Source organism: Shewanella sp. Pdp11 (genome assembly GCF_002838165.1).
In the GTDB taxonomy this organism is placed as follows: domain Bacteria; phylum Pseudomonadota; class Gammaproteobacteria; order Enterobacterales; family Shewanellaceae; genus Shewanella; species Shewanella hafniensis.
Genome location: NZ_CP015194.1, coordinates 858981 through 880985, shown reverse-complemented (window position 1 = coordinate 880985; position 22005 = coordinate 858981). Strand labels below are relative to the sequence as shown.

At 47.4% G+C, this 22005-nt stretch carries 17 protein-coding genes; 13 read left to right on the top strand and 4 right to left on the bottom strand.

Features of this window, described 5'->3' with window-relative positions:
- Window positions 1–30 precede the first annotated feature (30 nt).
- The 5 genes from AYJ58_RS04020 (at window position 31) to AYJ58_RS04000 (ending at window position 6172) form a co-directional block, all read left to right on the top strand.
- Entirely contained in the window at window positions 31–1059 is a 1029-nt protein-coding gene (locus AYJ58_RS04020; protein WP_012090498.1) for a formate dehydrogenase subunit gamma, read from the top strand.
- Between the two features lie 382 nt (window positions 1060–1441).
- Entirely contained in the window at window positions 1442–1642 is a 201-nt protein-coding gene (locus tag AYJ58_RS04015; protein ID WP_012090499.1) for a twin-arginine translocation signal domain-containing protein, read from the top strand.
- A gap of 17 nt (window positions 1643–1659) precedes the next feature.
- The gene (locus AYJ58_RS04010) at window positions 1660–4512 is read left to right on the top strand and encodes a molybdopterin-dependent oxidoreductase (RefSeq protein ID WP_106649086.1); all 2853 of its coding nucleotides are present in this window, start codon (window positions 1660–1662) and stop codon (window positions 4510–4512) included.
- Between the two features lie 29 nt (window positions 4513–4541).
- Complete coding sequence (fdh3B, locus tag AYJ58_RS04005) at window positions 4542–5111, top strand: formate dehydrogenase FDH3 subunit beta (RefSeq protein WP_105250558.1); 570 nt, start codon at window positions 4542–4544, stop codon at window positions 5109–5111.
- A 77-nt stretch (window positions 5112–5188) separates the two neighbouring features.
- The gene (locus AYJ58_RS04000; protein ID WP_106649085.1) at window positions 5189–6172 is read left to right on the top strand and encodes a formate dehydrogenase subunit gamma; all 984 of its coding nucleotides are present in this window, start codon (window positions 5189–5191) and stop codon (window positions 6170–6172) included.
- A gap of 79 nt (window positions 6173–6251) precedes the next feature.
- Here AYJ58_RS04000 and AYJ58_RS03995 read toward each other — a convergent pair whose 3' ends face one another.
- Window positions 6252–8309: a TonB-dependent receptor gene (locus AYJ58_RS03995; RefSeq protein ID WP_106651740.1), complete on the bottom strand. Its 2058-nt coding sequence runs from the start codon at window positions 8307–8309 to the stop codon at window positions 6252–6254.
- Between the two features lie 568 nt (window positions 8310–8877).
- Here AYJ58_RS03995 and AYJ58_RS03990 point away from each other — a divergent pair.
- The 3 genes from AYJ58_RS03990 (at window position 8878) to AYJ58_RS03980 (ending at window position 12950) form a co-directional block, all read left to right on the top strand.
- Window positions 8878–10461: a methyl-accepting chemotaxis protein gene (locus tag AYJ58_RS03990; protein WP_106649084.1), complete on the top strand. Its 1584-nt coding sequence runs from the start codon at window positions 8878–8880 to the stop codon at window positions 10459–10461.
- 353 nt (window positions 10462–10814) lie between these two features.
- Window positions 10815–12356, top strand: a complete 1542-nt coding sequence (locus AYJ58_RS03985; protein ID WP_106649083.1) for an esterase-like activity of phytase family protein — start codon at window positions 10815–10817, stop codon at window positions 12354–12356.
- 132 nt (window positions 12357–12488) lie between these two features.
- Window positions 12489–12950, top strand: a complete 462-nt coding sequence (locus tag AYJ58_RS03980; RefSeq protein ID WP_232790857.1) for a hypothetical protein — start codon at window positions 12489–12491, stop codon at window positions 12948–12950.
- On the opposite strand, the gene AYJ58_RS03975 is transcribed toward AYJ58_RS03980, so the two are convergent.
- Window positions 12939–13850, bottom strand: coding sequence for a bile acid:sodium symporter family protein (locus tag AYJ58_RS03975; protein ID WP_198555586.1), 912 nt, complete (start codon window positions 13848–13850; stop codon window positions 12939–12941). The genes AYJ58_RS03980 and AYJ58_RS03975 overlap by 12 nt on opposite strands.
- 379 nt (window positions 13851–14229) lie before the next feature.
- On the opposite strand from AYJ58_RS03975, the gene AYJ58_RS03970 reads away from it, so the two are divergent.
- The 3 genes from AYJ58_RS03970 (at window position 14230) to AYJ58_RS03960 (ending at window position 16903) form a co-directional block, all read left to right on the top strand.
- Window positions 14230–15567 (top strand): coproporphyrinogen III oxidase family protein, encoded by a 1338-nt coding sequence (locus tag AYJ58_RS03970; protein ID WP_106649082.1) that lies wholly within the window; start codon window positions 14230–14232, stop codon window positions 15565–15567.
- A gap of 132 nt (window positions 15568–15699) precedes the next feature.
- Entirely contained in the window at window positions 15700–15933 is a 234-nt protein-coding gene (locus tag AYJ58_RS03965) for a hypothetical protein (protein WP_106649081.1), read from the top strand.
- A gap of 28 nt (window positions 15934–15961) precedes the next feature.
- Window positions 15962–16903 (top strand): DUF4424 domain-containing protein, encoded by a 942-nt coding sequence (locus tag AYJ58_RS03960; RefSeq protein ID WP_106649080.1) that lies wholly within the window; start codon window positions 15962–15964, stop codon window positions 16901–16903.
- Window positions 16904–16959: 56 nt separating this feature from the next.
- Here AYJ58_RS03960 and AYJ58_RS03955 read toward each other — a convergent pair whose 3' ends face one another.
- The gene (locus AYJ58_RS03955) at window positions 16960–18960 is read right to left on the bottom strand and encodes a ligand-gated channel protein (RefSeq protein ID WP_106649079.1); all 2001 of its coding nucleotides are present in this window, start codon (window positions 18958–18960) and stop codon (window positions 16960–16962) included.
- A gap of 124 nt (window positions 18961–19084) precedes the next feature.
- Between AYJ58_RS03955 and AYJ58_RS03950 the strand changes: the two genes are divergently transcribed.
- Both AYJ58_RS03950 and AYJ58_RS03945 read left to right on the top strand, forming a co-directional pair.
- Window positions 19085–20098, top strand: a complete 1014-nt coding sequence (locus tag AYJ58_RS03950) for a LysR family transcriptional regulator (protein ID WP_106649078.1) — start codon at window positions 19085–19087, stop codon at window positions 20096–20098.
- Between the two features lie 78 nt (window positions 20099–20176).
- Complete coding sequence (locus AYJ58_RS03945; protein WP_106649077.1) at window positions 20177–21058, top strand: patatin-like phospholipase family protein; 882 nt, start codon at window positions 20177–20179, stop codon at window positions 21056–21058.
- Here AYJ58_RS03945 and AYJ58_RS03940 read toward each other — a convergent pair.
- Window positions 21042–21983, bottom strand: coding sequence for a LysR family transcriptional regulator (locus AYJ58_RS03940; protein ID WP_006084548.1), 942 nt, complete (start codon window positions 21981–21983; stop codon window positions 21042–21044). The two genes, AYJ58_RS03945 and AYJ58_RS03940, sit on opposite strands and share 17 nt — an antisense overlap.
- Window positions 21984–22005 lie beyond the last annotated feature (22 nt).

Here is a 22005-nt window from a genome sequence, read left to right as displayed (position 1 = left end):
GTCATCCCTAACCTCTGGCAAGGAGTGAAAATGTTAAACAAACAGTTAAACAAATCACTGCGCAGTCTGTTTGCTCTGTTGGTGCTCGTCATGGGATTGGGATTAGGTTCAGTAATGAGCGCAAGCCCAGTACACGCAAGTGATCAGCAATCGAGTCAACAACAGGCGAAAGCGCAAACCAGCGAGGCCGATCTTTGGCGCGCGGTAAAAGCAGGCGATGCCGGCTATACCACGGCTAAAGGGGTCGAAACTGGGGTGTTGATTAACGTTGCCGGTAACCAAGGTAAAGAACTGAGAAACCAATATCTAACCCCAATTATGGCTTTAGCCGTTGTCGGTGTGTTTGGGGCTTTCTTATTGTTCTATCTGGTGAATGGTCCATCAAAACTCAGCAAGGGCTTTTCAGGCAAGCTAGTGGCGCGTTGGTCAAAGGCGGATCTGTGGATCCACTGGATCATGGCGAGTAGCTGCCTGACACTGATGTTTACCGGTTTAACCATAATGTTAGGTAAGCATGTTGTTCAGCCAATGTTAGGGCCTGATCTGTGGGCACCATTGATCTACGGCAGCAAAACCATCCACGATTGGGCAGGTCCCATCTTTATCGCGGCTTGGGCTGTCTGTGTGGTGAAATGGATGCCACTACAAACCTTCAAGATGTATGATTTGAAATGGTTTTTAGTGGTCGGTGGTTATATCAACTTTGGTCCATTCAAAGGTAAACACCCTGACAGTGGTTTTGCTAACGCTGGTGAAAAAATGTGGTTCTGGACCCTGATGTTATTTGGTTTATTCATCAGTGTTTCAGGCATCATGTTGGTATTACCTGGCTTAGACTTGCCGCGCGAAGCCTCCATGGGTGCGCTACTGATCCACTCTATCAGCGCCATTATCCTGATTGCCTTTACCATAGTGCATATCTGGATGGCGACCGTACTCAGCGAAGGCGGTATGGAGTGTATGAAGTCAGGCTATTGTGATGAAAACTGGGCAATCCAGCACCACAATCTCTGGTATGACGAAATCAAAGCCAACGGCAACTTAAAGTATAAAGACTAAGTTAAACCGCAGCTTTTAGGTCCTTAGAACACCCCGCCATGCGGGGTGTTCTTTTATCAGCACTTCATTAGATAATACAAAAACTTAACACCTGAAACTCCGTGATACAAAAAGCCACCAGCGCCCAGCTCCCAAGGGAGTTTCGAAACTATGAGCGAGTTAACGCTTTAAGAGAACGGCTGCCGATTTCAACACTGCAAACTGTCCTAGATCAATTCCTACTCAACCCTTTCCTACTATATTGCCGTCACGCGCGATGATTGATGGCAAACAAGATGATTTCATTATCTTTCCCACCGCTAATCTTCACTTTTTGATAACAAGATAAACCCCACAAAAAGCCGTGCGATCTCAAAACTAAACCCTAATTTCAGGAGTCAGCATGAAGCAGCAACCCAGCGATTTATCTCGCCGATCTTTGCTCAAAGCGCTCACCGTCGGCAGCGTAGCGGGTGCCACGATTGCCGCAACCGGCATGAGCGTGGCACAAGCCAGCGAGAGCAGCAAGGTAACCACCAAAGCGTCAAAGGGTTACCACGAAACTGCGCACATCAGCAGCTATTACAATAGCTTGCGCAGCTAATCTAGGAGAAGTCAGCGATGAAGTTAACTCGCAAGTCTAGTGTCGCCCCAGTGGCAGACAAACCGGCGTTAGGCATTAGCCGTCGTCAATTTATGAAGCACGCAGGTATTGCCACAGGTGGTATTGCCGCAGCATCTCTGATGGGCACAGGCATGATGCGTCGCGTCGAAGCCAAAGAAGTGCCGCATGATGCCCCTATCGAAGTCAAACGTACTATTTGTAGTGCCTGCGCCGTCGGTTGTGGTCTGTATGCTGAAGTACAAAATGGCGTGTGGACGGGTCAAGAACCCGCATTCGATCACCCCTTCAACGCTGGCGGTCACTGTGCTAAAGGTGCGGCACTGCGTGAACATGGTCACGGTGAAAAACGCCTGAAATACCCAATGAAATTGGTTGATGGCAAGTGGAAAAAAATCTCTTGGGAAGATGCGATTAACGAAGTGGGCGACCAAATGCTCAACATTCGGAAAGAATCCGGCCCAGACTCAGTGTACTTCATGGGTAGCGCTAAATTCTCAAACGAAGGTTGTTACATGTACCGCAAACTAGCGGCCATGTGGGGCACAAACAACGTCGACCATTCAGCTCGTATTTGTCACTCTACCACGGTAGCCGGTGTTGCTAACACTTGGGGCTACGGTGCGCAAACTAACTCCTTTAACGATATCCAAAACGCGAATGCGATTTTCTTTATCGGTGCCAACCCTGCAGAAGCCCACCCAGTGGCGATGCAACATATTCTGATCGCGAAAGAAAGAAACAACGCTAAGTTGATCGTGGTTGATCCACGTTTCTCTCGTACTGCGGCGCATTCAGATCTGCACTGCGCATTGCGTCCAGGTACAGATATTCCTTTTATTTACGGTATGTTATGGCACATTTTTGAAAACGGTTGGGAAGATAAAACTTTTATCCAACAACGTGTTTTTGAGATGGATACCATTCGCGCCGAAGTGAAAAAGTTCCCACCTAAAGAAGTGGAAAACATCACAGGCGTGAGCGAAGCCGAGGTTTATCAAGCCGCGAAACTCATGGCTGATAACCGCCCTGGTACTGTGATTTGGTGTATGGGTGGTACTCAACACCACGTCGGTAACGCCAACACTCGCGCTTACTGTATTCTGCAATTAGCACTAGGCAACATGGGCGTGTCAGGCGGCGGTACTAACATTTTCCGTGGTCACGATAACGTGCAAGGCGCGACTGACTTAGGTTTGTTATTCGATAACTTACCGGGTTACTACGGCTTAACAACGGGTGCTTGGACCCACTGGACCCACGTGTGGGATCTGGACATGGAATGGATGAAGAGCCGTTTCGATCAAGGCACTTATCTTGGCCGTGAACCTATGACTACGCCCGGTATCCCTTGCTCTCGCTGGCACGATGGTGTGTTAGAAGAAAAAGGCAAACTTGCGCAGCAAGATAACATCCGTATGGCGTTTTTCTGGGGACAATCGGTCAACACCGAAACCCGTCAACGTGATGTACGTGATGCTTTAGACAAGATGGACACTGTGGTCGTTGTCGATCCATTCCCAACTATGGCAGGTGTGATGCATCGCCGTAAGAATGGTGTTTACTTGCTACCAGCAGCGACACAGTTTGAAACTGAAGGCTCAGTGTCTAACTCTGGGCGCAGTCAACAATGGCGCGAAAAAGTCATAGAGCCACTGTTTGAATCTAAAACCGATATCGAAATTATGTATCGCTTAGCGCAAAAACTAGGGTTTGCTGAGCAGTACACGAAACGCATCGCCAAAGAAAATGATTTGCCTGTGATTGAAGACATCACCCGCGAAATCAACCGCGGTATGTGGACTATCGGTATGACGGGCCAAAGCCCTGAACGCCTGAAACTGCACACCCAAAACTGGGGCACCTTCAGCAATAAGACGCTCGAAGCTGCAGGCGGCCCAGCGAAAGGCGAAACCTACGGTTTACCTTGGCCATGTTGGGGCACACCAGAAGCGAAACACCCTGGCACCCAAATTCTGTATAACCAATCGAAACACGTTAAAGACGGTGGTGGTAACTTCCGTGCCCGTTATGGTGTTGAATACAATGGTAAAAACCTATTGGCCGAAGGCTCTTTCTCTAAAGGTGCTGAAATCCAAGACGGTTACCCAGAGTTCTCCGATAAGCTGCTCAAACAACTCGGTTGGTGGGATGATCTGACTGCTGCAGAAAAAGCCGAAGCCGAAGGCCGCAACTGGAAGACAGACTTGTCAGGCGGCATAGTACGCGTGGCGATCAAGCACGGTTGCATTCCCTTTGGTAACGCCAAAGCCCGTTGTATTGTTTGGACTTTCCCAGACCAAGCGCCTGTGCACCGTGAGCCGTTATACACGCCTCGCCGTGACTTAGTGGCAAAATACCCTACCTATGCCGACATGCAAGTGCACCGTCTGCCTACGCTGTATAAGTCAATCCAAGACAAAGACATGAGCGTCAAGTATCCACTGGCATTGACCTCAGGTCGACTAGTGGAATACGAAGGTGGCGGTGAAGAATCTCGTTGTAACCCTTGGCTAGCAGAACTTCAACAGGAAATGTTTGTTGAGATAAGCCCTGCCGATGCTGCTGATCGCGGTATTCGTAACGGTGATTTCGTGTGGTTAGAAGGCGCCGAAGGTGGCCGCATTAAGGTACAAGCCATGGTAACCCCACGGGTTAAACCTGGCGTGACCTTTATGCCATACCACTTTGCGGGTGTGATGCACGGTGAAAGTTTAGCGCCTAATTACCCAGAGGGCACAGTACCTTACGTTATCGGTGAATCCGCTAACACTGCGCTGACCTATGGTTATGACCCTGTGACGCAAATGCAGGAAACCAAGGCATCACTGTGTCAGATCGTTAAAGCGTAAGTGCAGCTTAAGCTAGGAGAATTGCCATTATGGCTACAATGAAATTTTTGTGTGATACCAAGCGCTGCATCGAATGTAACGGTTGTGTCACTGCCTGTAAAAACGAAAACGACTCCGCTCTCGAGTGGGGTATCCAACGCCGCCGCGTCGTGACCATTAACGATGGTCAACGCGGAGAAGCCTCTATCTCTGTCGCCTGTATGCATTGCTCAGACGCGCCATGTATGGCGGTTTGCCCTGCAAACTGCTTCTACAGAACTGACGACGGCATAGTGCTACACGACAAAGATGCCTGTATTGGTTGCGGTTACTGCTTGTACGCCTGTCCGTTTGGCGCACCTCAGTTCCCGAAAAAAGGGGCCTTTGGTAGCCGCGGTAAGATGGATAAATGTACCTTCTGTGCCGGCGGCCCAGAAGAAAACCACTCAGATGCAGAGCGCCAAAAATACGGTTCAAACCGTATTGCCGAAGGCAAACTGCCTATGTGTGCAGAACTGTGTGCGACTAAAGCCCTGTTAGCGGGTGATGCAGAGGTAGTTTCTAGCATCTTCCGTGAGCGTGTGGCTTACCGTGGCGCTAAAAACGCGGCTTGGAATTAATTCAGGTCAACAGGATCTGTCCACAGACTTAGCTTGGCGCCTGCAGGCAGGCGCCACTAAGCGAGAGAGGATGTATGATGAACAAATGGTTCAAACACATAGGCTTAGCCATAGCACTGTTATTTAGTGCCGTGTGTCTAGCCAATGGTGGTGATGACCAAGCGCTCCAACCTCAAGCCTCTGATGCCCAAATTTGGGCACAGCTAAAGGATGGCGCCACGGGATACACTACCTCCCAAAGCGAGTTCCACGCTCAACCGATCAATACCTATGACCTGCGGGTGCTCGAACTACGTAGCGACTGGTTAGCCCCGGCCTTAATGGCAGCGCTATTCGGCATGATCATTATCTTTGTCTTATTTATCAAGGTGAACGGCATCTCCAAGCTACACCATGGTTTTTCAGGCAAGTTAGTGCATCGCTGGTCTAAGTTTGACGTTTCAATCCACTGGTTAGGCGCAATCCCGTGCTTGCTGTTGATTTTAACAGGCTTAACCTTGCTAGCGGGTCGCTTCTTCTTCCAACCTTGGCTCAGCGAAGGCATATGGGAAGCTATCGTCTATGGCGCTAAGCAAATCCATGACGTGATGGCGATTCCCTTCATGATAGGTTGGGCATTAATGACCACCCTATGGGCGAAAAACCAGCTACCAAAAATGTACGACGTGAAGTGGTTCTTAGTGGTCGGTGGTTACATTAACTTTGGCCCGTTTAAAGGTAAGCACCCAGACGCAGGTTTTGCCAACGCCGGTGAGAAAATGTGGTTCTGGGCCTTTGCCCTGTTCGGATTAGTGATTTCAGCCTCGGGCATGTTGTTACTGTTCCCAAATCTTTTCGAACCAAGCCGTACATTAAGCTTGATCGCACTCGTGCTGCACTCAGTGAGCGCTATCGTGATCTGCGCCTTCTCTATCGTGCATATCTTCATGGCAACGGTAATGTCTGAAGGTGGTATGGAGTGCATGGTGTCTGGTTATTGCGATGAAAACTGGGCAACTCAACACCACAACCTGTGGTACGACGAAATCAAAGCCAATGGCACTTTGACATATAAAGAGTAAAAGTCGCTGAAAATACAAAGCCTCCACAGTATGCTGTGGAGGTTTTTTATAGGTAAAATAAGTGCGTTAAATCGAGCGCTTAAAAGCGGTACATCACAGAGACACCCAGATTTCTGGGGTCGATAATCGCCGCATAACCATCGGGGTAACTGCGGCTGGCGGGTTCATTTACCGTCAATGCTTGCTCATCAAACAGGTTGTTTATAAAACCGCTGACTCTCCAGCTATCGGTTTGATAATCGAGGCTTAAGCGAGCCACCACATAGTCACCAGCCACCCGTGATTCGGTATTATTGATATCCGCAAAATACTCACCCACATAGTTGCCTGAAAATCCGAAAGAAAACGCATCGCCCAACCAATATTTTAAGCCCGCATTGGCGGTCATGTGCGGCGCCGAGTTCAGCTGATTGCCGATAATGTCACCATAGCTAGGATCCGCTTGTTTGATCTCACTATCGAGTAACCCTACGCCCGAAATAAATTGCAGGTTTTCGGTTAACATGGCACTAAATTCCGCCTCAATACCGTAGCTGACCGCTTTATCGATATTGGTAATTTTGCGGGCGCTATTAGACGCCTGATAACCATCAAAATCGTTGTAGAAGAGGTTGGCACTTAAGTTAACATCGCCATTGGCAAATGAGCTGCGACTGCTGAGTTCATAGGTATTGACGTACTCTTCGTCGTAATAGTAATACTCACTTTCGGCTAGCGACAGCGCACCACCGCCCGAGTTATAACCCCGGCGAACACTGGCCGCCAAGGTCGTGCTGTCATTCAGCGCATATTGCAACACCAGCTTGGGCAGGGTGACAGTATTGGCATCGTCGAGTTTTTCCTGCAATTGGCTGCCCTGATAGAGCATATTGAAGTTACGTAATTGCTCGTCACGCATCACGCGGCCGCCGACTGTAACCCAGAGTGACTCGGCAAGCCCATAGGTTATTTCACCGTAAATGGAGGTGGACTTAGTGCTGTCATCACCACTGTAAACGGAACTGCCAGTACTGCCAAAATCTTGGCTGCGTTTAAAGTACGCTAAACCCACAAAGCCGTTGAAGTCTTTATCTTTCAGACCAAAGCTGTATTTACCATCGACAGTGTAACTCTGGTCGCTCATATCGACATATTGCTGCGCCGTGACAAGGGGTTCATAGGATTCAAAGCCCCAGTCATAATCCATATAAGCCACGATGAGATCTAAGGCGCGCCCTTCACCGAGGTCATAATCAACTTTCACTGAGTGAGTCGTCGATTTAGTCTCGATATATCGCTGGAAAATGGGTTTAAACGCCCAAGGATCATCACCGGTAAAATAGTTACGTCCAGAGTCACCTTTCTCATCATTGTATGAAAAGCTGTAGAGCACTTTGAGATCTTCAATCGCACTCGGTTGCCACAGGAATTTACCGCGCCAGCGATTGGTGATCAGTTCATTTTGATCAAAAGTGGCGGGATTAGTCTCGTATTCCAAGCCTTTATTGAAGGTATTCCCTGTCACATTTTGTCCGCTCACCCTAAATGCCAACTCATCATCGAGGATCGGGCCTGAGAGCATCACAGCACTGTCGATAAAGTTATCTTGATTACGATAACCGACACGAGCCGCGCCTTGCCAATCGAAGGTTGGATCTTCGGTTTTAATAAACACTGTGCCACCAATGCTGTTACGGCCGTTAATCGTCGATTGTGGGCCGCGATACACCTCAATTTGTTGGATATCCCATAGGCCAGTGTCACCAGTAAGATCGGCAACAAAAGGCTCAGCAACCCCATCGACTAAGGTGGATACCCGCGCCCGAGCGCCACCGGTAAAAGAGTTAAATCCAGAGGCTGAGCCGTTACCTGAAACCCCACGGATATCCGGCACAGAACCCGATAGCACCACCACGTTAGGTACTTCAGATAAAGCACTCGAGGTGGATTGATATTGACCGCTGTCGAGCGCTTCCTTGTCGATCACCGAAATAGAAGAGGTTGTATCCTTAAGACTACGTTCAATCTTTTCACCATAAACAGTAATCTTCTCAATAGGTTCAGAAGATTCAGCATCTACGCCTGCATAAGCTGAAGATATCAACAAACTCGAAACTATTGCGGCAATTGCACTTTTTTTAAACGCCCTGCATTCCATAAAAACCTCGACAGCAATCATTGATTAAACGGTGTTAGCTTGAAATGCCGACAATCTACATTAAAACAACCTTAAATCCAAATGATAACCAATATCATTTACATTAAGCTTGTGACTTTGTGACTGACCGCAAATTTGCGTGTGATGATAAGTTGATAGGTAAAAGAGTGAAGTGCCGTTATTCCTCCCACCTGAGGAGCAGCTCGTATAATTGATAGTACGAGCAGGAGCTTGCCAGACAAACCATTTGGGCAGCGTTTGCGTGTTTTGCGATCTGCGTCACAATCGCCTTTTGCACTGTTAATAAGCTGTAGAATGGCGGCTAACCCTGCTTTATTTTTACCTTAAAAATCAATTAACTGAGATATTATTAAATTTTAATTACACAACATATAACAACCAGGAGGTTATTTCAAACCAACAAAATAATAACAACCCCTTTAAAAACATAAATTTACGTCAAAAAGGCTCAAAATATCACCTTGCGACTGTGTAATTCCAAGCGTTAAAATGGCCGCTATATGTAATTTAATTACACCTCTCTTGATTTATACCTCAGTAGGCCACCATGTTTAACAATGCAAAAACCAGCACATTGACGGCGCTGCCTTCAGTATTTTCGAGTATTCTATTGATCATTATCGGTATTTTCTCCTATCGGGGCTTTGCCGAACTCAATGACACCAGCAGCAAACTGGTCAACAATACCCAGCTCGCCGAAACCTTCACTAGTGTGCGTGAATCCTTCTTTGAACTGCGTTTAGCAACATTAGTCCATAACACTGACGCCATCAGTTCACAACAACGAAATGTGCAGCTGCTCATAGAGAAACTCGCAAACTTCAACACCGATTTTATGGGGCCAGATGCCAGAACGATCCGCACGCTGTTGCCGCAAATTGAGCAATATGTGCGTCTGTATCAGCAAGAAATCAACTACGCCAAACAAACTGGCGCAGAGCCTGAACTAACACTCGAGCGCAAGGCCCTTGGACCCAAAGTAAGCAATGAAATTAATCAATTAGTTAAGTTGATCACTCAGCGAAACCATGATCTTGGCAAACAAGCCGAAGACAAAGTGAACGCCACCGAGGCATTGCTCCTTGGCCTAATCCTAATTGCCATCGTCGCCTCACTCCTTAGTGCACTCTTTATGAGCAAACGCTTAGTCAGGATAGTCAATGACATTAAGCGGGTAATGGAACGCCTTGCCAATGGCGATCTGACACATAAAACAAATATCAAAGGTGACAACGAACTCTGCTCACTCGCCACAGATCTCGATCGCATTATCGATAATCTACGCCATATCATCTCGGATATTACCCAAGCCTCAGACCATATCTCAGATCAAATTGGCCAACTGAACGTGCAGTCCAATGCCAATACCCATGCATTGCAAACCCACGCGGTAGAAACCGACCAAGTCGTCACGGCCATGACAGAAATGAGCGCGACTGCCCACAATGTCGCAGGCGATGCTGCATCTGCCGCCCAGTTTACTCAGCAAGCCAATGAACAAGCAGATAAATCGAAGAAATCCGTTGAACAGGCCGCCAACACTGTGATTGCCTTAGTGACTAAAGTGGATGTCGCTGCCGATGCGATTAATGATATGAATGAAAACACCCGCCATATCGCTACTATCTTGGATGTGATTGGGGATATTGCCGATCAAACCAATCTGCTTGCGCTCAATGCGGCTATCGAAGCTGCACGTGCCGGTGAACAGGGTCGGGGCTTTGCCGTTGTCGCCGACGAAGTACGTACGCTGGCCGCTCGCACTCAAGCCAGCACATCCGAGATCAATCAAATGCTTGAACGCTTACGCCACGGCGCCGACGCTGCCGTCACAGCAATGGAGCAAACCAAACACAGTTGCCAACAAGCCGCCGACACCACGACTCTGGTAACAGAAAATCTCGATACCCTGACGACGTATGTGTTCGATATTAATGGGCTCAGTAATCAAATCGCGACCGCAGCAGAAGAGCAAAGCGCTGTCACCGAAGAGATAAATCGTAATCTGACCACCATTCGTGAAATGGTCGATGAACTGAATCAAAGTGGTAAAGCCACCCTCAATAGCGCAACCTCTTTGGCCGCGACGAAAGAACAACTCGTCGGCGTGGTCTCGCATTTTAAGCTTTAAGTTTACTGAACTAAGCTTTTCAACCTGCGGCCTAATAAAAAATTATTAGGCCGCAGATTTTTTTGATGAAAAACAAAAAGAATCACACATCTCCAATATAAATCGCTGTCAGGAAATCTAAGTGGTTTAGAAAATAAAATCATGAAAATCAATTACTTATACCATATTAAACATCAATAAAACGTCTCGCTCAGCCACTCAATTACACCATAATCAGCTTCCCACTCACGCCAACACACAGTATTCGTGCTCGATACGTTAAGCGGCACACTTGTCACATTTAGTTCACAGCCTAACTTTATATTACCTGCCAACAACATAGCTAATCACTTTAAGAATCGGGATATATTAAGATGAAAAATGTGCTCGTCACCTCAGGCTTGTGCCTGTCAGTTTTGCTACTGAGTGCTTGTAATTCGGATGATAAAGACATCAATAGCCTGACCACACAAACCACCTTAATTGGCGGTGATAGCCACTGCTGGATGGGCGGCACTCGCACAGATTCGGGTCTTGATAACAACGATAACGGCAAGCTCGACAGTAATGAAGTGGTTGATAGCAGCTATGCATGTAATGCCGACCTGTTTACGGATAAAGCGGTGCATTTACCTTTCACTGTGCTGCGCGATGATTTAGACAATGGCGCTATGCCTGGTACTAAATTTGAAATTCGTAACGGCGGCTATGGCTCTGATGCAGCGCCCAACCCCAATAACCCTATTCAATTTTATGCCCTCACCGATCGCGGCCCGAATGCAGATTACAGCGGTAGTTTAGGCAAAGGAAAAATGTTTCCAACGCCTGACTACACGCCACGTATCGGTTTGTTTGAACTGCAAACCAATGGCACTATCACTAAGATCAAAGACATCTTATTTAAACGCCCTGATGGCAGCTTGATCACTGGACTGCCTAATAGCAGTAGCCTTGGCGGCACAGGAGAAATCCCCTATGACGCAGCAGGTGAAGTCATTCGTCAAGACATGAGCCAGCCTTATAATGCCCAGACCAACCCCATCAAACTCGATGATTATGGGTTAGATTCTGAAGGTCTCGCCGCCATGGATGATGGCAGTTTTTGGGTCAGCGATGAGTATGGTCCACACATAGTGCATTACTCGGCTGAAGGGGTAGAAATAGCGCGGATTAATCCTTTCGCAGACGATGCACGCAACTTATATAGCCTACCGGCAGAATTTGCTCATCGCCGTGCCAACCGCGGGATGGAAGGGCTGACCATCACGCCCGATCAGTCGACACTTGTGGGCATAATGCAATCGACCATCTCCAATCCCGATAAGAGTGTTAACAACAATACCCTGACTCGAATCGTGACCATCAACTTAGCGACAGGCACTATTGGCCAATATTTATATCAGCAAGAAATTGCCCAGAACTCTAACTCAGCGATCGTTGCCTTAAGTAACAGCCAATTTTTAGTGTTAGAACGTGATGGCAAGTTTTTTAATATCGACACTGATGTGATGAAGCATGTGTACAAGATAGATATCAGCGACGCGACAGATCTCGAGACCGTCACTGCACAAGCTGATATAGCCCAAGATGCGGCGTTAGGTTTAACCATTAAAGGTAAAACCTTAGAGCAGGTAGCGCTAAGCGATGGCTGGGAGGCACTTGCAGCCAATGGCATCATACCCGCGACAAAATCACTGGTGCTAGATATGGCTGCCAAAACACAATATCCCCATGACAAAATGGAGGGTTTGTGGCTAATTGATAATAAGCGTTTAGGTGTGCTAAATGACGACGACTTCGCCACTTGGAGTAATAACAACACCTTAGAACAGAAATATCTCGATAGTGCGCAAAGTGACATCGACGGCAACACTTTGTATATCGTTGACGACTTACCCTTATCAGCTAATAAATAACCATTAAGTATTCAGCCGCATGAGTCATCACAGTCTTTAGTGGTGGCTCATGACACACTCAAATTGCAATAGATGTTGTTATAACGAAAGCATAAACCACATAACATCAGCACATCACTTAAGGATTAACCGATGAAAACAGCCTCACAGACGATGATGTCATTCACGTTAGCTTCAAGTGTCCTGCTCGCTTCATGTGTGGTACAAGCAAATCCTGTTGAAACATCAAGGGAATATAAGCTGCTGCTAGACCCAAGCCACTTTAATTACGCCACTCAAAGTACAACCGCCAATAACTATCTAACTGATGCTAAACAAGCTATTAGCAACGCAATTAGTCGCAATGTCACAGGCTCTTGGGCATTAACCAAAGCGCGTCAAGTGGCCTTCTATGACACCCCAACCAGTTGTCAGCTAAAGCAGTTAGGTTATATCTTTCGTGACCGAACGAGCGATGGCCAAAGTGAAGTGACGCTCAAATTTCGCAGCCCTGATCGATTTATTGCTGACTTTGAAGATCTCAGCTCACCCGATAATCAAGCCGACACAAAACTCGAAGTGTCTATTTTCGCCAGCAACATCTTAATCTTGTGATTCCCTCGCCCAATATCCTGCCAAGATGGCGCCTGATAGGTTATGCCATATCGAAAATATCGCGCTGGGGATGGCAGAAATAGGGCTAAAGAATTTAATACATAAAGCAGTGGCGAGACCGGAGTTTTGTAGGCCAACTTCGATGGAGATCGTTTTACAGACTGTGTGGTTAAAGCCTAATAAACGGCAACAGAAATAGCCTAAGGCGAGACCAAGACCATTATGTAAGAACACGGCCAGCAGAATAATGGGGCCAACTTTATCAAACTGATTGGCATTTAACGCCACGATAATGGTAATCGCCATCACAATTGCCAAGATAGAAATCAGTGGCAATGCAGGAGCGACTTTAGCCACCAGCGATTTAAAAAAATGATTGATAATCACGCCAACGCTGACAGGGAACAGCACAATTTTCACTAAACTCAGCAGCATATCGGTGAAGGGTATATCGATCATTTCGCCAATCAACAGCTTAATAATCAGTGGCGTTAACACTACGCCCGCTAAGGTCGACAGTGCCGTCATGGTTATCGATAAAGCCACGTCACCTTTCGCTAAATAACAGACCACGTTTGAGGCAGTGCCACCTGCAACGCTACCCACCAACACCATGCCAATGGTGAGTTCCCTATCTAATCCCAATAACTGACTGATCAATAATGCGCTGAGCGGCATGACCGAAAATTGCAGCACGAGTCCCGTAAGTACTGCACGTTTCTGTTTGAATGCATTAGCAAAATCCTGCAGTTCTAAGGTGAGCCCCATAGAGAGCATGATGATCACCAACAGCGGCACTATGGCGGATTTAAGCTCAGTAAACCAACTCGGCATCAGATAAGCTGTCACTGCGCCTATCAGTGCCAACAGCGGGAAGAAGCGGTTTACGTTTACCAACATAGCTAGCCCTTTAGATCATGAGGTTATTTCATCGCTCGGATGATGACAGTCGAGCATTGGATAGACAAGCGCTAATCCGTCAGCAATAAAAGCCTTTAATGGTGATATTTTAATCTCAACATTAAGACTGACACCTTAAGTTAACTCCTCAAATTCACAGTAAATTCCTCCAAAAAGTACAGGTTAAAAATGCATGCTTAATCACTAAAACATGATCTGCTTAACAAAAAGCCCGTGATTTCCTTGTTAGGAAACCGTAACTTATAACCAGTTCACGTTTTAACAATTACATACGAGGTAGTCTAATTGCGCTAGGTGGTCGTGAATTACCTAAAGCAATTTCGGTGTTTACGGTTAGCACTCACAGATAGGAATCGTTATGTCATCAGTTATCCAAACGCTCAACGGCGCTATCGCAACGCCTTATCAAGCGAATATTACCGTCCCTAACTGGATGCTCGGCTCGATGGAACGAGTCATGCAGTACTACGTCGATAAGAATCTTCGCCTCGATACCCTTTCCGCGGAAATGATGCCAGCGCCCGTAGAAGGCAAAAAGTATATGCTGTACGCGCATATCCCCTTCTGCCATACCCTGTGTTCTTACTGCACCTTCCACCGCTTTATGTTTAAGGAAGACAAGGCGCGCGCCTATTTCATCTCATTGCGTAAAGAGATGGAAATGGTCAAAGCCCTCGGCTATGACTTTGAATCTATGTACATTGGCGGCGGCACCACCACAGTATTAGAAGATGAATTAGCCCGTACTATCGAACACGCGAAAACCCTGTTCCCGAGCATTAAAGAAGTCTCCTGCGAGTCCGATCCGCAGCATTTAGACAGCCCAGGCTTTAAGCAACTCAAAGGCTTAGTGGATCGCATGTCCATCGGCGTGCAAAGCTTTAATGACGATATTTTAAAAATGACTGACCGACTCGATAAGTTCGGTACGGGTCAACAAACATTCGACAAGATCATGGGCGCCAAAGAGCTGTTCCCCATTATCAACGTCGACCTGATTTTTGGTTTCCGCGGCCAAACCGATGAAGTGATCCAACACGATCTCGACATGGCATCGCGCCTCGATCCAAGACAAATTACCACTTATCCGCTGATGATCACTCATCAAACTCGTAAGAGCGTGAAAGGCAAATTAGCGGCGCCGCAGGCGGATATGGCCAACCAATATCGTCAGATCTTAAACAGCCTAAATGGCCAATATAATCAACTATCTGCATGGGCATTTGGTAAGGCGAATGACGAAGGCTTCGACGAATACGTTATCGACTACGACGAATATTTAGGGGTAGGTTCGGGCTCATTTAGCTTCTTAAATGACACGCTTTATGTGAATACTTTCTCGCTACGTAAGTACCAAGAACGCATTGCAGCTGGCCACATGGGCGTCGAGCAGCAAAAGAACTACAGCAAAAAAGATGTGATGCAATATCGCTTTTTGCTGGGCATGTTCTCCGGCCGTTTATCGCGTAAATATTTCCGCGATACCTTTGGCGTCAACTTAGATACCGCCTTGTTTAAAGAAATGACCTCGATGAAACTGATTGGCGCGATTAAAAATGATCCAACCGATCCCGACAAGCTGATCGTCACCGATAACGGCAAGATGATGGGTCTATTGATGATGAAAGAGTTTTACGCCGGTATGGATAACGTACGCGCCCAATTGCGTAAACCGCTCAAACCCTGTGATATGTAACACTTATTGATGATTATTGATTCATAAAGACTAAACAGGCCCTTCGAGGGCCTTTTTGTTAACTCGGTTTAAAGGTAGTCTTGCCCAGTGCTATTAATTGAGCACAATCCCAACAATAAAGGAGTATTCGTTATGGGTTTTAATGAACAAGAAAAACATGCTTTATTGGCACTCAAAGGCGTTGGTCCCACTGTGATAAAGCGCTTCGAAGAAATAGGTATCAGTTCACTGCAACAACTCGCCCAACACGAAGTGGATGATATCGCGAACTTAGTCGCCAGCATGCTACGCACCACGTGTTGGAAAAACAGTCCCCAAGCGCGAAACGCCATCGCCGCGGCTATTGAGCTTGCTCGCCGCAGCTAGTCTGATATTTCTCTCCCTCGAGATGTTTATGCCATCTTATTTTCGCATCTTAACTTGCACGATAACCGCGCTGTTATTTAGCACACCGGCTTTTGCCAACGACAGCAGTTTTGGCGATGCTAATGGCTCTATTACCTTGAAATATCAGCCTAATATCAGTATGGACAAAGAGTCCCTCTTTATCAGCGAGACCGAAGTCAGGGTCGATTATGTGTTTACCAACACCAGTTCGCAGGATCTTATCGTCCCCATCGCCTTCCCCATGCCACCGATGTTTTTTGGCTCCGCGGATCACAGCAGCATTGATAACTTCACCCTTAAAGTGAATGGCGAAACCCAACCAACTCAGCACAGGCTCGTCGCCAAACTTGCCGATAAAACCGATATTTCAACTGAGCTTAAGCAACTTGGCTGGAGTGTGGATGAAGTGGCTTACTTTGCCGAATATGGCGTAGTTCCCAAGGGTAAGCCTGCACTCCCCCAGCAATGGTTGGATGAGAACCAACAAATCGCCTTTACCCTAAGTGACTACTTTGTCTGGCAACAAACCTTTCCCGCAGGCCAATCTGTTGCAATCAGCCATAGCTACAGCCCGAGTATTTCAACGGGTGTTCCCTATCCCGCCAGCGAAATTATCGATACTCATACTGAACTGGCCTGTTTAGATGAAAGCGCCAAACAAGGCATTAGGAAGCGCAACCTTATCGTTAAACAAGACGGTGAAGATCAGGAGATTGGCGTCGAATGGAGCCACCTTAGCTATATTTTGGTGACGGCCAATAACTGGCAAGGGGCGATTAAGGACTTCAAACTCACCCTGAAAAAATCCCAACCCACAGATCTCATCAGCTTGTGTTTTGATGGCGAGCTTAAAAAAACCGATCCACTCACCTTTGAATTCCAACAAAAACAGTTCACGCCAAAGCAAGATCTCAGCATACTGTTTATTCGTAAACCGAATATTGAATAATCAAAAAAGAAGCCAGCTAAGTGCTGGCTTCTTTCAAGACGAGATATGTTTTTAATTTAAAAACTGTAGGTCATACCTAACCAATAGCGGCGGCCGTCTTCGATATAACCGTATTCTTCTTGGGTAATGTCCTTATCGAAGGCGTTGTAAATACCCGCGCTAAATTTCAGGCTATCGTTCAACTGATAGTTAGCGCCTAAATCTAGCAGAGTGTAAGAAGGGGCGATTAAACTGCTCGATGACGGCCCCGTCGTCGGTTGGCTCTCTTCGCCACGGTAGTTGACTCTCAACCAAGTGCTTAAGTTATCAATAGGCTCGTAGTTGAACGACGCTTGGATCAAATGCTTAGGCAATTGATTCAATGGGCTACCTTTGTAAGCTCCCGTCTTTTGCTCTGAATCCGTGTAAGTGTAGTTACCCGTAAAGCTCAGGTTTGAGCGAATCCGATAGTCGATACTCAGCTCAATCCCTTGAGTCACAGCATCGTCGATATTCACGTAAGTGGTTGGGTCAGAACCAAATTGATTGGGGCCATCGGTACATTGAGTCGCAGGACAGGCCACACGGGTGATCTTATCTTTAAACTCGTTATAGAACACGCCCGCACTGGCGGTAATGCTCTCGGTCAGATCCGAATACACACCTAACTCATAGTTCACTGAGGTTTCGGGTTGTAAATCTGGATTACCGTACATGTTGCCGCCACGGCTCACTTGTCCCCAATCGGGCACTGTCTGGCGCAAACTCGGCGCCCTAAAGCCCGTCGACACGCCGCCCTTTAAGGTGGTGCTGTCGGTTAATCCCCACACGCCGTAAACACGCGGGCTGACATGATTACCAAAGTTTTCATCGTCATCCAAACGCAGCCCCATGGTCAGGGCAAAGTTATCGACTATGCGCCATTCATCCTCAGAAAATACCGACCATTGTTTGCGACTAATATCAGTTAAGTCACTTACTTGGTTACCTGTTTCGTCGGTTAAATCTTGATGGTTAAATGCCGCGCCAAAAGTCGCCGTATGGCTTTGACCTAAGGTGGTGATCAAGCTAGATTGCGCATCCGTGTTAGTGATCTTCATCTTGCGGGTTTTGTTATCAAAAACCTCATGCTTGATATAAGAATCCGAGGTACCAAAGTCCCAGCGCCCTGTGTGTGACAGCGAAATGGTGCTGTTTTCGTATTCTGTCGTTGAAGATTGAGGACAACCGCGACGACCACAGGCTTCGCCCGGCGCTAGCGGTGTAACGGTTTTACCTAAACTACTGTCGAGTTCTTGGTCAGAAGTGCCAACTTCGAGCATGATGTCGTGGTTATCATTGGGGGTGAGCGCAAACCGCGCGGTCAGATTCGTCGCATCGCGGCCACGGTAACCGCCATAGATATTATCTTCTTCACGCTGAGTGTATTGACCGTACAGTTGCATCCCCAGCAGATCTTTAATCAAACCACCGTTGACGAAAAAGTTGCCTTGATACACATTTCCCGAGGTCGACTTTTCCTGCAATGTCGTGTCGAGTCGCACTTCACCCTGCCACTCGTTCGGCACTTTACGGGTGATAATGTTGATCACCCCGCCAATGGCATCCGAACCATAAAGTGATGACATAGGTCCGCGAACGATTTCAATTCTGTCGATGGCCGCCAAGGGTGGTGTCCAAGCGCCTTCAACACCTGGACCGTCGCTGTTAGTGCGTGTCTCGCGCGAAGATTGACGTTTACCATCCACTAAAATTAACGTGTATTGGCTGCCCATGCCCCGCAGGCTGATGTCCTGACGGTCAGCGCCGCCAGTAATCACTACACCGGGGACTTCTAACATGGCATCGGTTAAGTCGCGATAGAAGCGGTTATCCAGATCCTCACGGGTGATCACACTGATAGATGCGGGCGCGTCGCGAATTTGTTGTTCAAATCCCGATGCGGTTACCACGATTCTTTCCATCATCTTTTCTTTATCAGGCGCGGTATCCGCAAGGGCATTTGTCACAGATACTGCGGGCAACAAACATAAAGCGGTGATCACTTGAGCGAGGTACTTCTTACGACTTAACAACATAACCGACAAGTCTCCATTGGGCACAGATTGTAAATGAGAACAATTTTCAATACGGCAATGTATCCCTATGTTACAATCAGCTCAAGTTAGACTTTAGGTATTCACTTGTAAGAGTTACTTAAAAATGAATAAAAACATGATCAAAGGTATGATCGTTTTTGCGGCAATCGCAGAAAAGGGCTCAATGAGTGCCGCGGCGCAGCAGTTAAACCTCAGCTCGTCGGCGGTGAGTCAACAAGTAACTAAGCTCGAAATGGACATGGGGATCAGTCTATTCCATCGCAATACTCGCAATCTTACCCTTACAGAGGCGGGCAGCTTGTTCTATGAAAATTGCTGCAAAGTCATTGCGATAGTCGAAAGCACTGAGCAGAAACTCAATAACTTGAAAGGGATTCCTTCGGGGGAATTAAAGATTGCCGCGCCCATAGGTTTTGGCGGCGGCTTGCTGAGCGAGCCCTTTAACTACCTATTGGCGGCGCATCCGCAGATAAGTTTGAATTTACTGCTGCAGGATGGCCCAATAGATATAGTCAACGAGGGGATTGATCTGGCGATTTGCATCGGGCCTTTATCCGATTCCAACTTAATTGCCCGTCACTTAGCCGATTGGCGCATGTTGCTGTGCGCCTCGCCCGATTATCTGCCAATGCACACAACTATTCAGCATCCCGCTGAATTAGCTGCCTTTAATCGCATTAATCACCCCAGCGCTAACAGTGAAACCTTGACCCACAGCCGCAGCAAAGAATGCTTCGAACTGACAAGCCAGCGCATTACGGTCAACAATATGCAGGCATTAATCCAACTCACTCTCGATGGTCTCGGGTTTGCCGCTCTGCCCGAACCAGAAATACGTAAATACCTCGAAAGCGGCCAGCTTGTGACCCTCTTACCCGAATGGTCACTCAATACTTACAGCGTTTACAGCGTCACTTCGGCGCGGGATAAGCAGCCCGCAAAAGTGAAAGAAGCGCTCAATACACTTAGCCAATACTTCAGTCAGGCGGATTTTACCCCTGCCGTTCAATCTAAACAGCCTGTTCAAAATGGTGGCACAAAGGATTGCGTGACCAATATTTTACCCATAAAGCCCAAGCAAGCGTCCCATCACACCAACGTCGATCACGCATCTTAAGTGTGCCTTTTGCGCATTCATTTCTGCGCTAAGCTGAGGTATTCTGCTGGGATAAACCAATAAAAAAGATGTAACTCGATGAAAGATGTGGCCTTAGTGTTGGAAGGTGGCGGCCTTCGAGCCATTTATACCGCAGGTGTGTTAGACGCGTTTTTGCAGCAGTCGCTCAACTTCAGCTATGTGATTGGGGTGTCTGCGGGTGCCATTTATCCCGCGTCCTATGTGTCCCGCCAATTTGGGCGTAATCTTCAAATTCAGCAGCAATATCTCAACGATAAACGCTATATGGGCCTGCGCCATTGGTTGGCGACAGGCAACTATGTTAACACAGACTTTACCTATCGCCGCATGGCCTATGAGTTACTGCCATTTGATTTTGATACATTTTTAAATAGTCATACCGAATTTAAGGTCGGCGCCTTTAACTGCAATACAGGGAAAACCGATTACTTCGGTATGGCCGATTTTAATGACCACGATAAATTACTCGACGTGCTCATCGCCTCCTCTAGCCTGCCTTTTATGTCTAAACCCAGCGTGATTAACCAACACCATTACCTCGATGGCGGCATCGGCGAACCGATACCGTTAGCGCAATCACGCAAAGATGGTTTTGCACGCCAAGTGGTGATCTTGACTCAAGATCAGCATTACCAAAAATCCGCGATGAAAATGAATTGGTTAGCCCGTAAAGCCTATAAACGCTACCCCGCAGTTGCCCATGCGTTAAGTGAGCGCCACCGAGTTTATAATCAAGCATTAACCGAGTTAGACCAAGCCGTTGCAGCCAATAACGCCTTTGTGATCCGCCCAGCACTGCCGCTTAATTTATCCAGGCTCGATCGCAATATCGATAAAGTGACCGCCGTCTATCAACAAGGGCTAGCGGATGGGAAAGCTGTCTTACCCACATTAACCGCTTGGTTAGCGGCGCCAAAAGAGCCTAAACCCGAGGCGTAATCGACGGCAGCACTTGGCTTATGATCAACTCACGTAGCCATTTATGGCTCAAGTCATGCTCGAAGTGTTTATGCCACATCAATAAATACGCGCCGGGGATCAGCTTGATAGGAGATGGCAAAGACTGAAGCTCGAAGGATTTCATCACAGCAAAGGCATAACGGGACGGCGCGCAAAGAATTAAATCGCTTTGTTCACACAGGGCCAGAGCGCTCTGAAAGTCGGTCATATTCACGGCGATATCGCGCTGACGCCCCTCAAGTTGCAGCACATCATCCAGCAACCAATGCTCTATGCCACCAAAAGCCACTTGCAGATGGCGATAGCTCAAGAAGGTGTCTAAATTCCACTCTTGTGCTAACGCCGGATGATCGCGGCGCATCAAGCACACAGTATAATCCTGCACTAACTCGACATGGCACAAGTCGTCGGGAATATGATTCACATGCATAGGCGAACGCTCGTCCCACTCGCGGCAACCTATGGCTAAGTCGATGTCGCAGCGCAGTAATCTGTCCATAGTATCGAGCCGCCAAGTTTGGCAATTGAGACTCACACCGGGCGCTTGGGCGAGCAGCGAGGGCATAAAATGCGGAAAAGTAAGCGAGTATGTGGTCTCAACCAAATGCATTCTAAACTGCCGTTGACTTAAGGCGGGCTCAAAGGTATCGGGCCGGGTAAATTGCGCCAATTGCTGTAAACATTGGCGCAACTCAGGCGCGAGCGACAAGGCTTTAGGCGTCGGTTTTAGGCCGTAGGCGGTGCGCTCAAACAGAGGATCATCAAACACTTCCCTCAGGCGTGTCAATTGTTTACTCACCGCCGACTGGCTCAAATGCAAACGCGCCGCAGCGGCGGTTACACTTTGTTCCTCAAGCAGGATTTCCAGTACGGGTAGTAAATTCAGATCCAAACGTTTTAGCATCTATCCCTCATTTATCCCAAAA

Excerpts from the sequence above, each read along its gene's own strand:
- AYJ58_RS04020 (WP_012090498.1), top strand. The coding sequence starts at position 31 with ATGTTAAACAAACAGTTAAACAAATCACTGCGCAGTCTGTTTGCTCTG.
- AYJ58_RS04015 (WP_012090499.1), top strand. The coding sequence starts at position 1,442 with ATGAAGCAGCAACCCAGCGATTTATCTCGCCGATCTTTGCTCAAAGCG.
- AYJ58_RS04010 (WP_106649086.1), top strand. The coding sequence starts at position 1,660 with ATGAAGTTAACTCGCAAGTCTAGTGTCGCCCCAGTGGCAGACAAACCG.
- fdh3B (WP_105250558.1), top strand. The coding sequence starts at position 4,542 with ATGGCTACAATGAAATTTTTGTGTGATACCAAGCGCTGCATCGAATGT.
- AYJ58_RS04000 (WP_106649085.1), top strand. The coding sequence starts at position 5,189 with ATGAACAAATGGTTCAAACACATAGGCTTAGCCATAGCACTGTTATTT.
- AYJ58_RS03995 (WP_106651740.1), bottom strand. The coding sequence starts at position 8,309 with ATGGAATGCAGGGCGTTTAAAAAAAGTGCAATTGCCGCAATAGTTTCG.
- AYJ58_RS03990 (WP_106649084.1), top strand. The coding sequence starts at position 8,878 with ATGTTTAACAATGCAAAAACCAGCACATTGACGGCGCTGCCTTCAGTA.
- AYJ58_RS03985 (WP_106649083.1), top strand. The coding sequence starts at position 10,815 with ATGAAAAATGTGCTCGTCACCTCAGGCTTGTGCCTGTCAGTTTTGCTA.
- AYJ58_RS03980 (WP_232790857.1), top strand. The coding sequence starts at position 12,489 with ATGAAAACAGCCTCACAGACGATGATGTCATTCACGTTAGCTTCAAGT.
- AYJ58_RS03975 (WP_198555586.1), bottom strand. The coding sequence starts at position 13,850 with ATGTTGGTAAACGTAAACCGCTTCTTCCCGCTGTTGGCACTGATAGGC.
- AYJ58_RS03970 (WP_106649082.1), top strand. The coding sequence starts at position 14,230 with ATGTCATCAGTTATCCAAACGCTCAACGGCGCTATCGCAACGCCTTAT.
- AYJ58_RS03965 (WP_106649081.1), top strand. The coding sequence starts at position 15,700 with ATGGGTTTTAATGAACAAGAAAAACATGCTTTATTGGCACTCAAAGGC.
- AYJ58_RS03960 (WP_106649080.1), top strand. The coding sequence starts at position 15,962 with ATGCCATCTTATTTTCGCATCTTAACTTGCACGATAACCGCGCTGTTA.
- AYJ58_RS03955 (WP_106649079.1), bottom strand. The coding sequence starts at position 18,960 with ATGTTGTTAAGTCGTAAGAAGTACCTCGCTCAAGTGATCACCGCTTTA.
- AYJ58_RS03950 (WP_106649078.1), top strand. The coding sequence starts at position 19,085 with ATGAATAAAAACATGATCAAAGGTATGATCGTTTTTGCGGCAATCGCA.
- AYJ58_RS03945 (WP_106649077.1), top strand. The coding sequence starts at position 20,177 with ATGAAAGATGTGGCCTTAGTGTTGGAAGGTGGCGGCCTTCGAGCCATT.
- AYJ58_RS03940 (WP_006084548.1), bottom strand. The coding sequence starts at position 21,983 with ATGCTAAAACGTTTGGATCTGAATTTACTACCCGTACTGGAAATCCTG.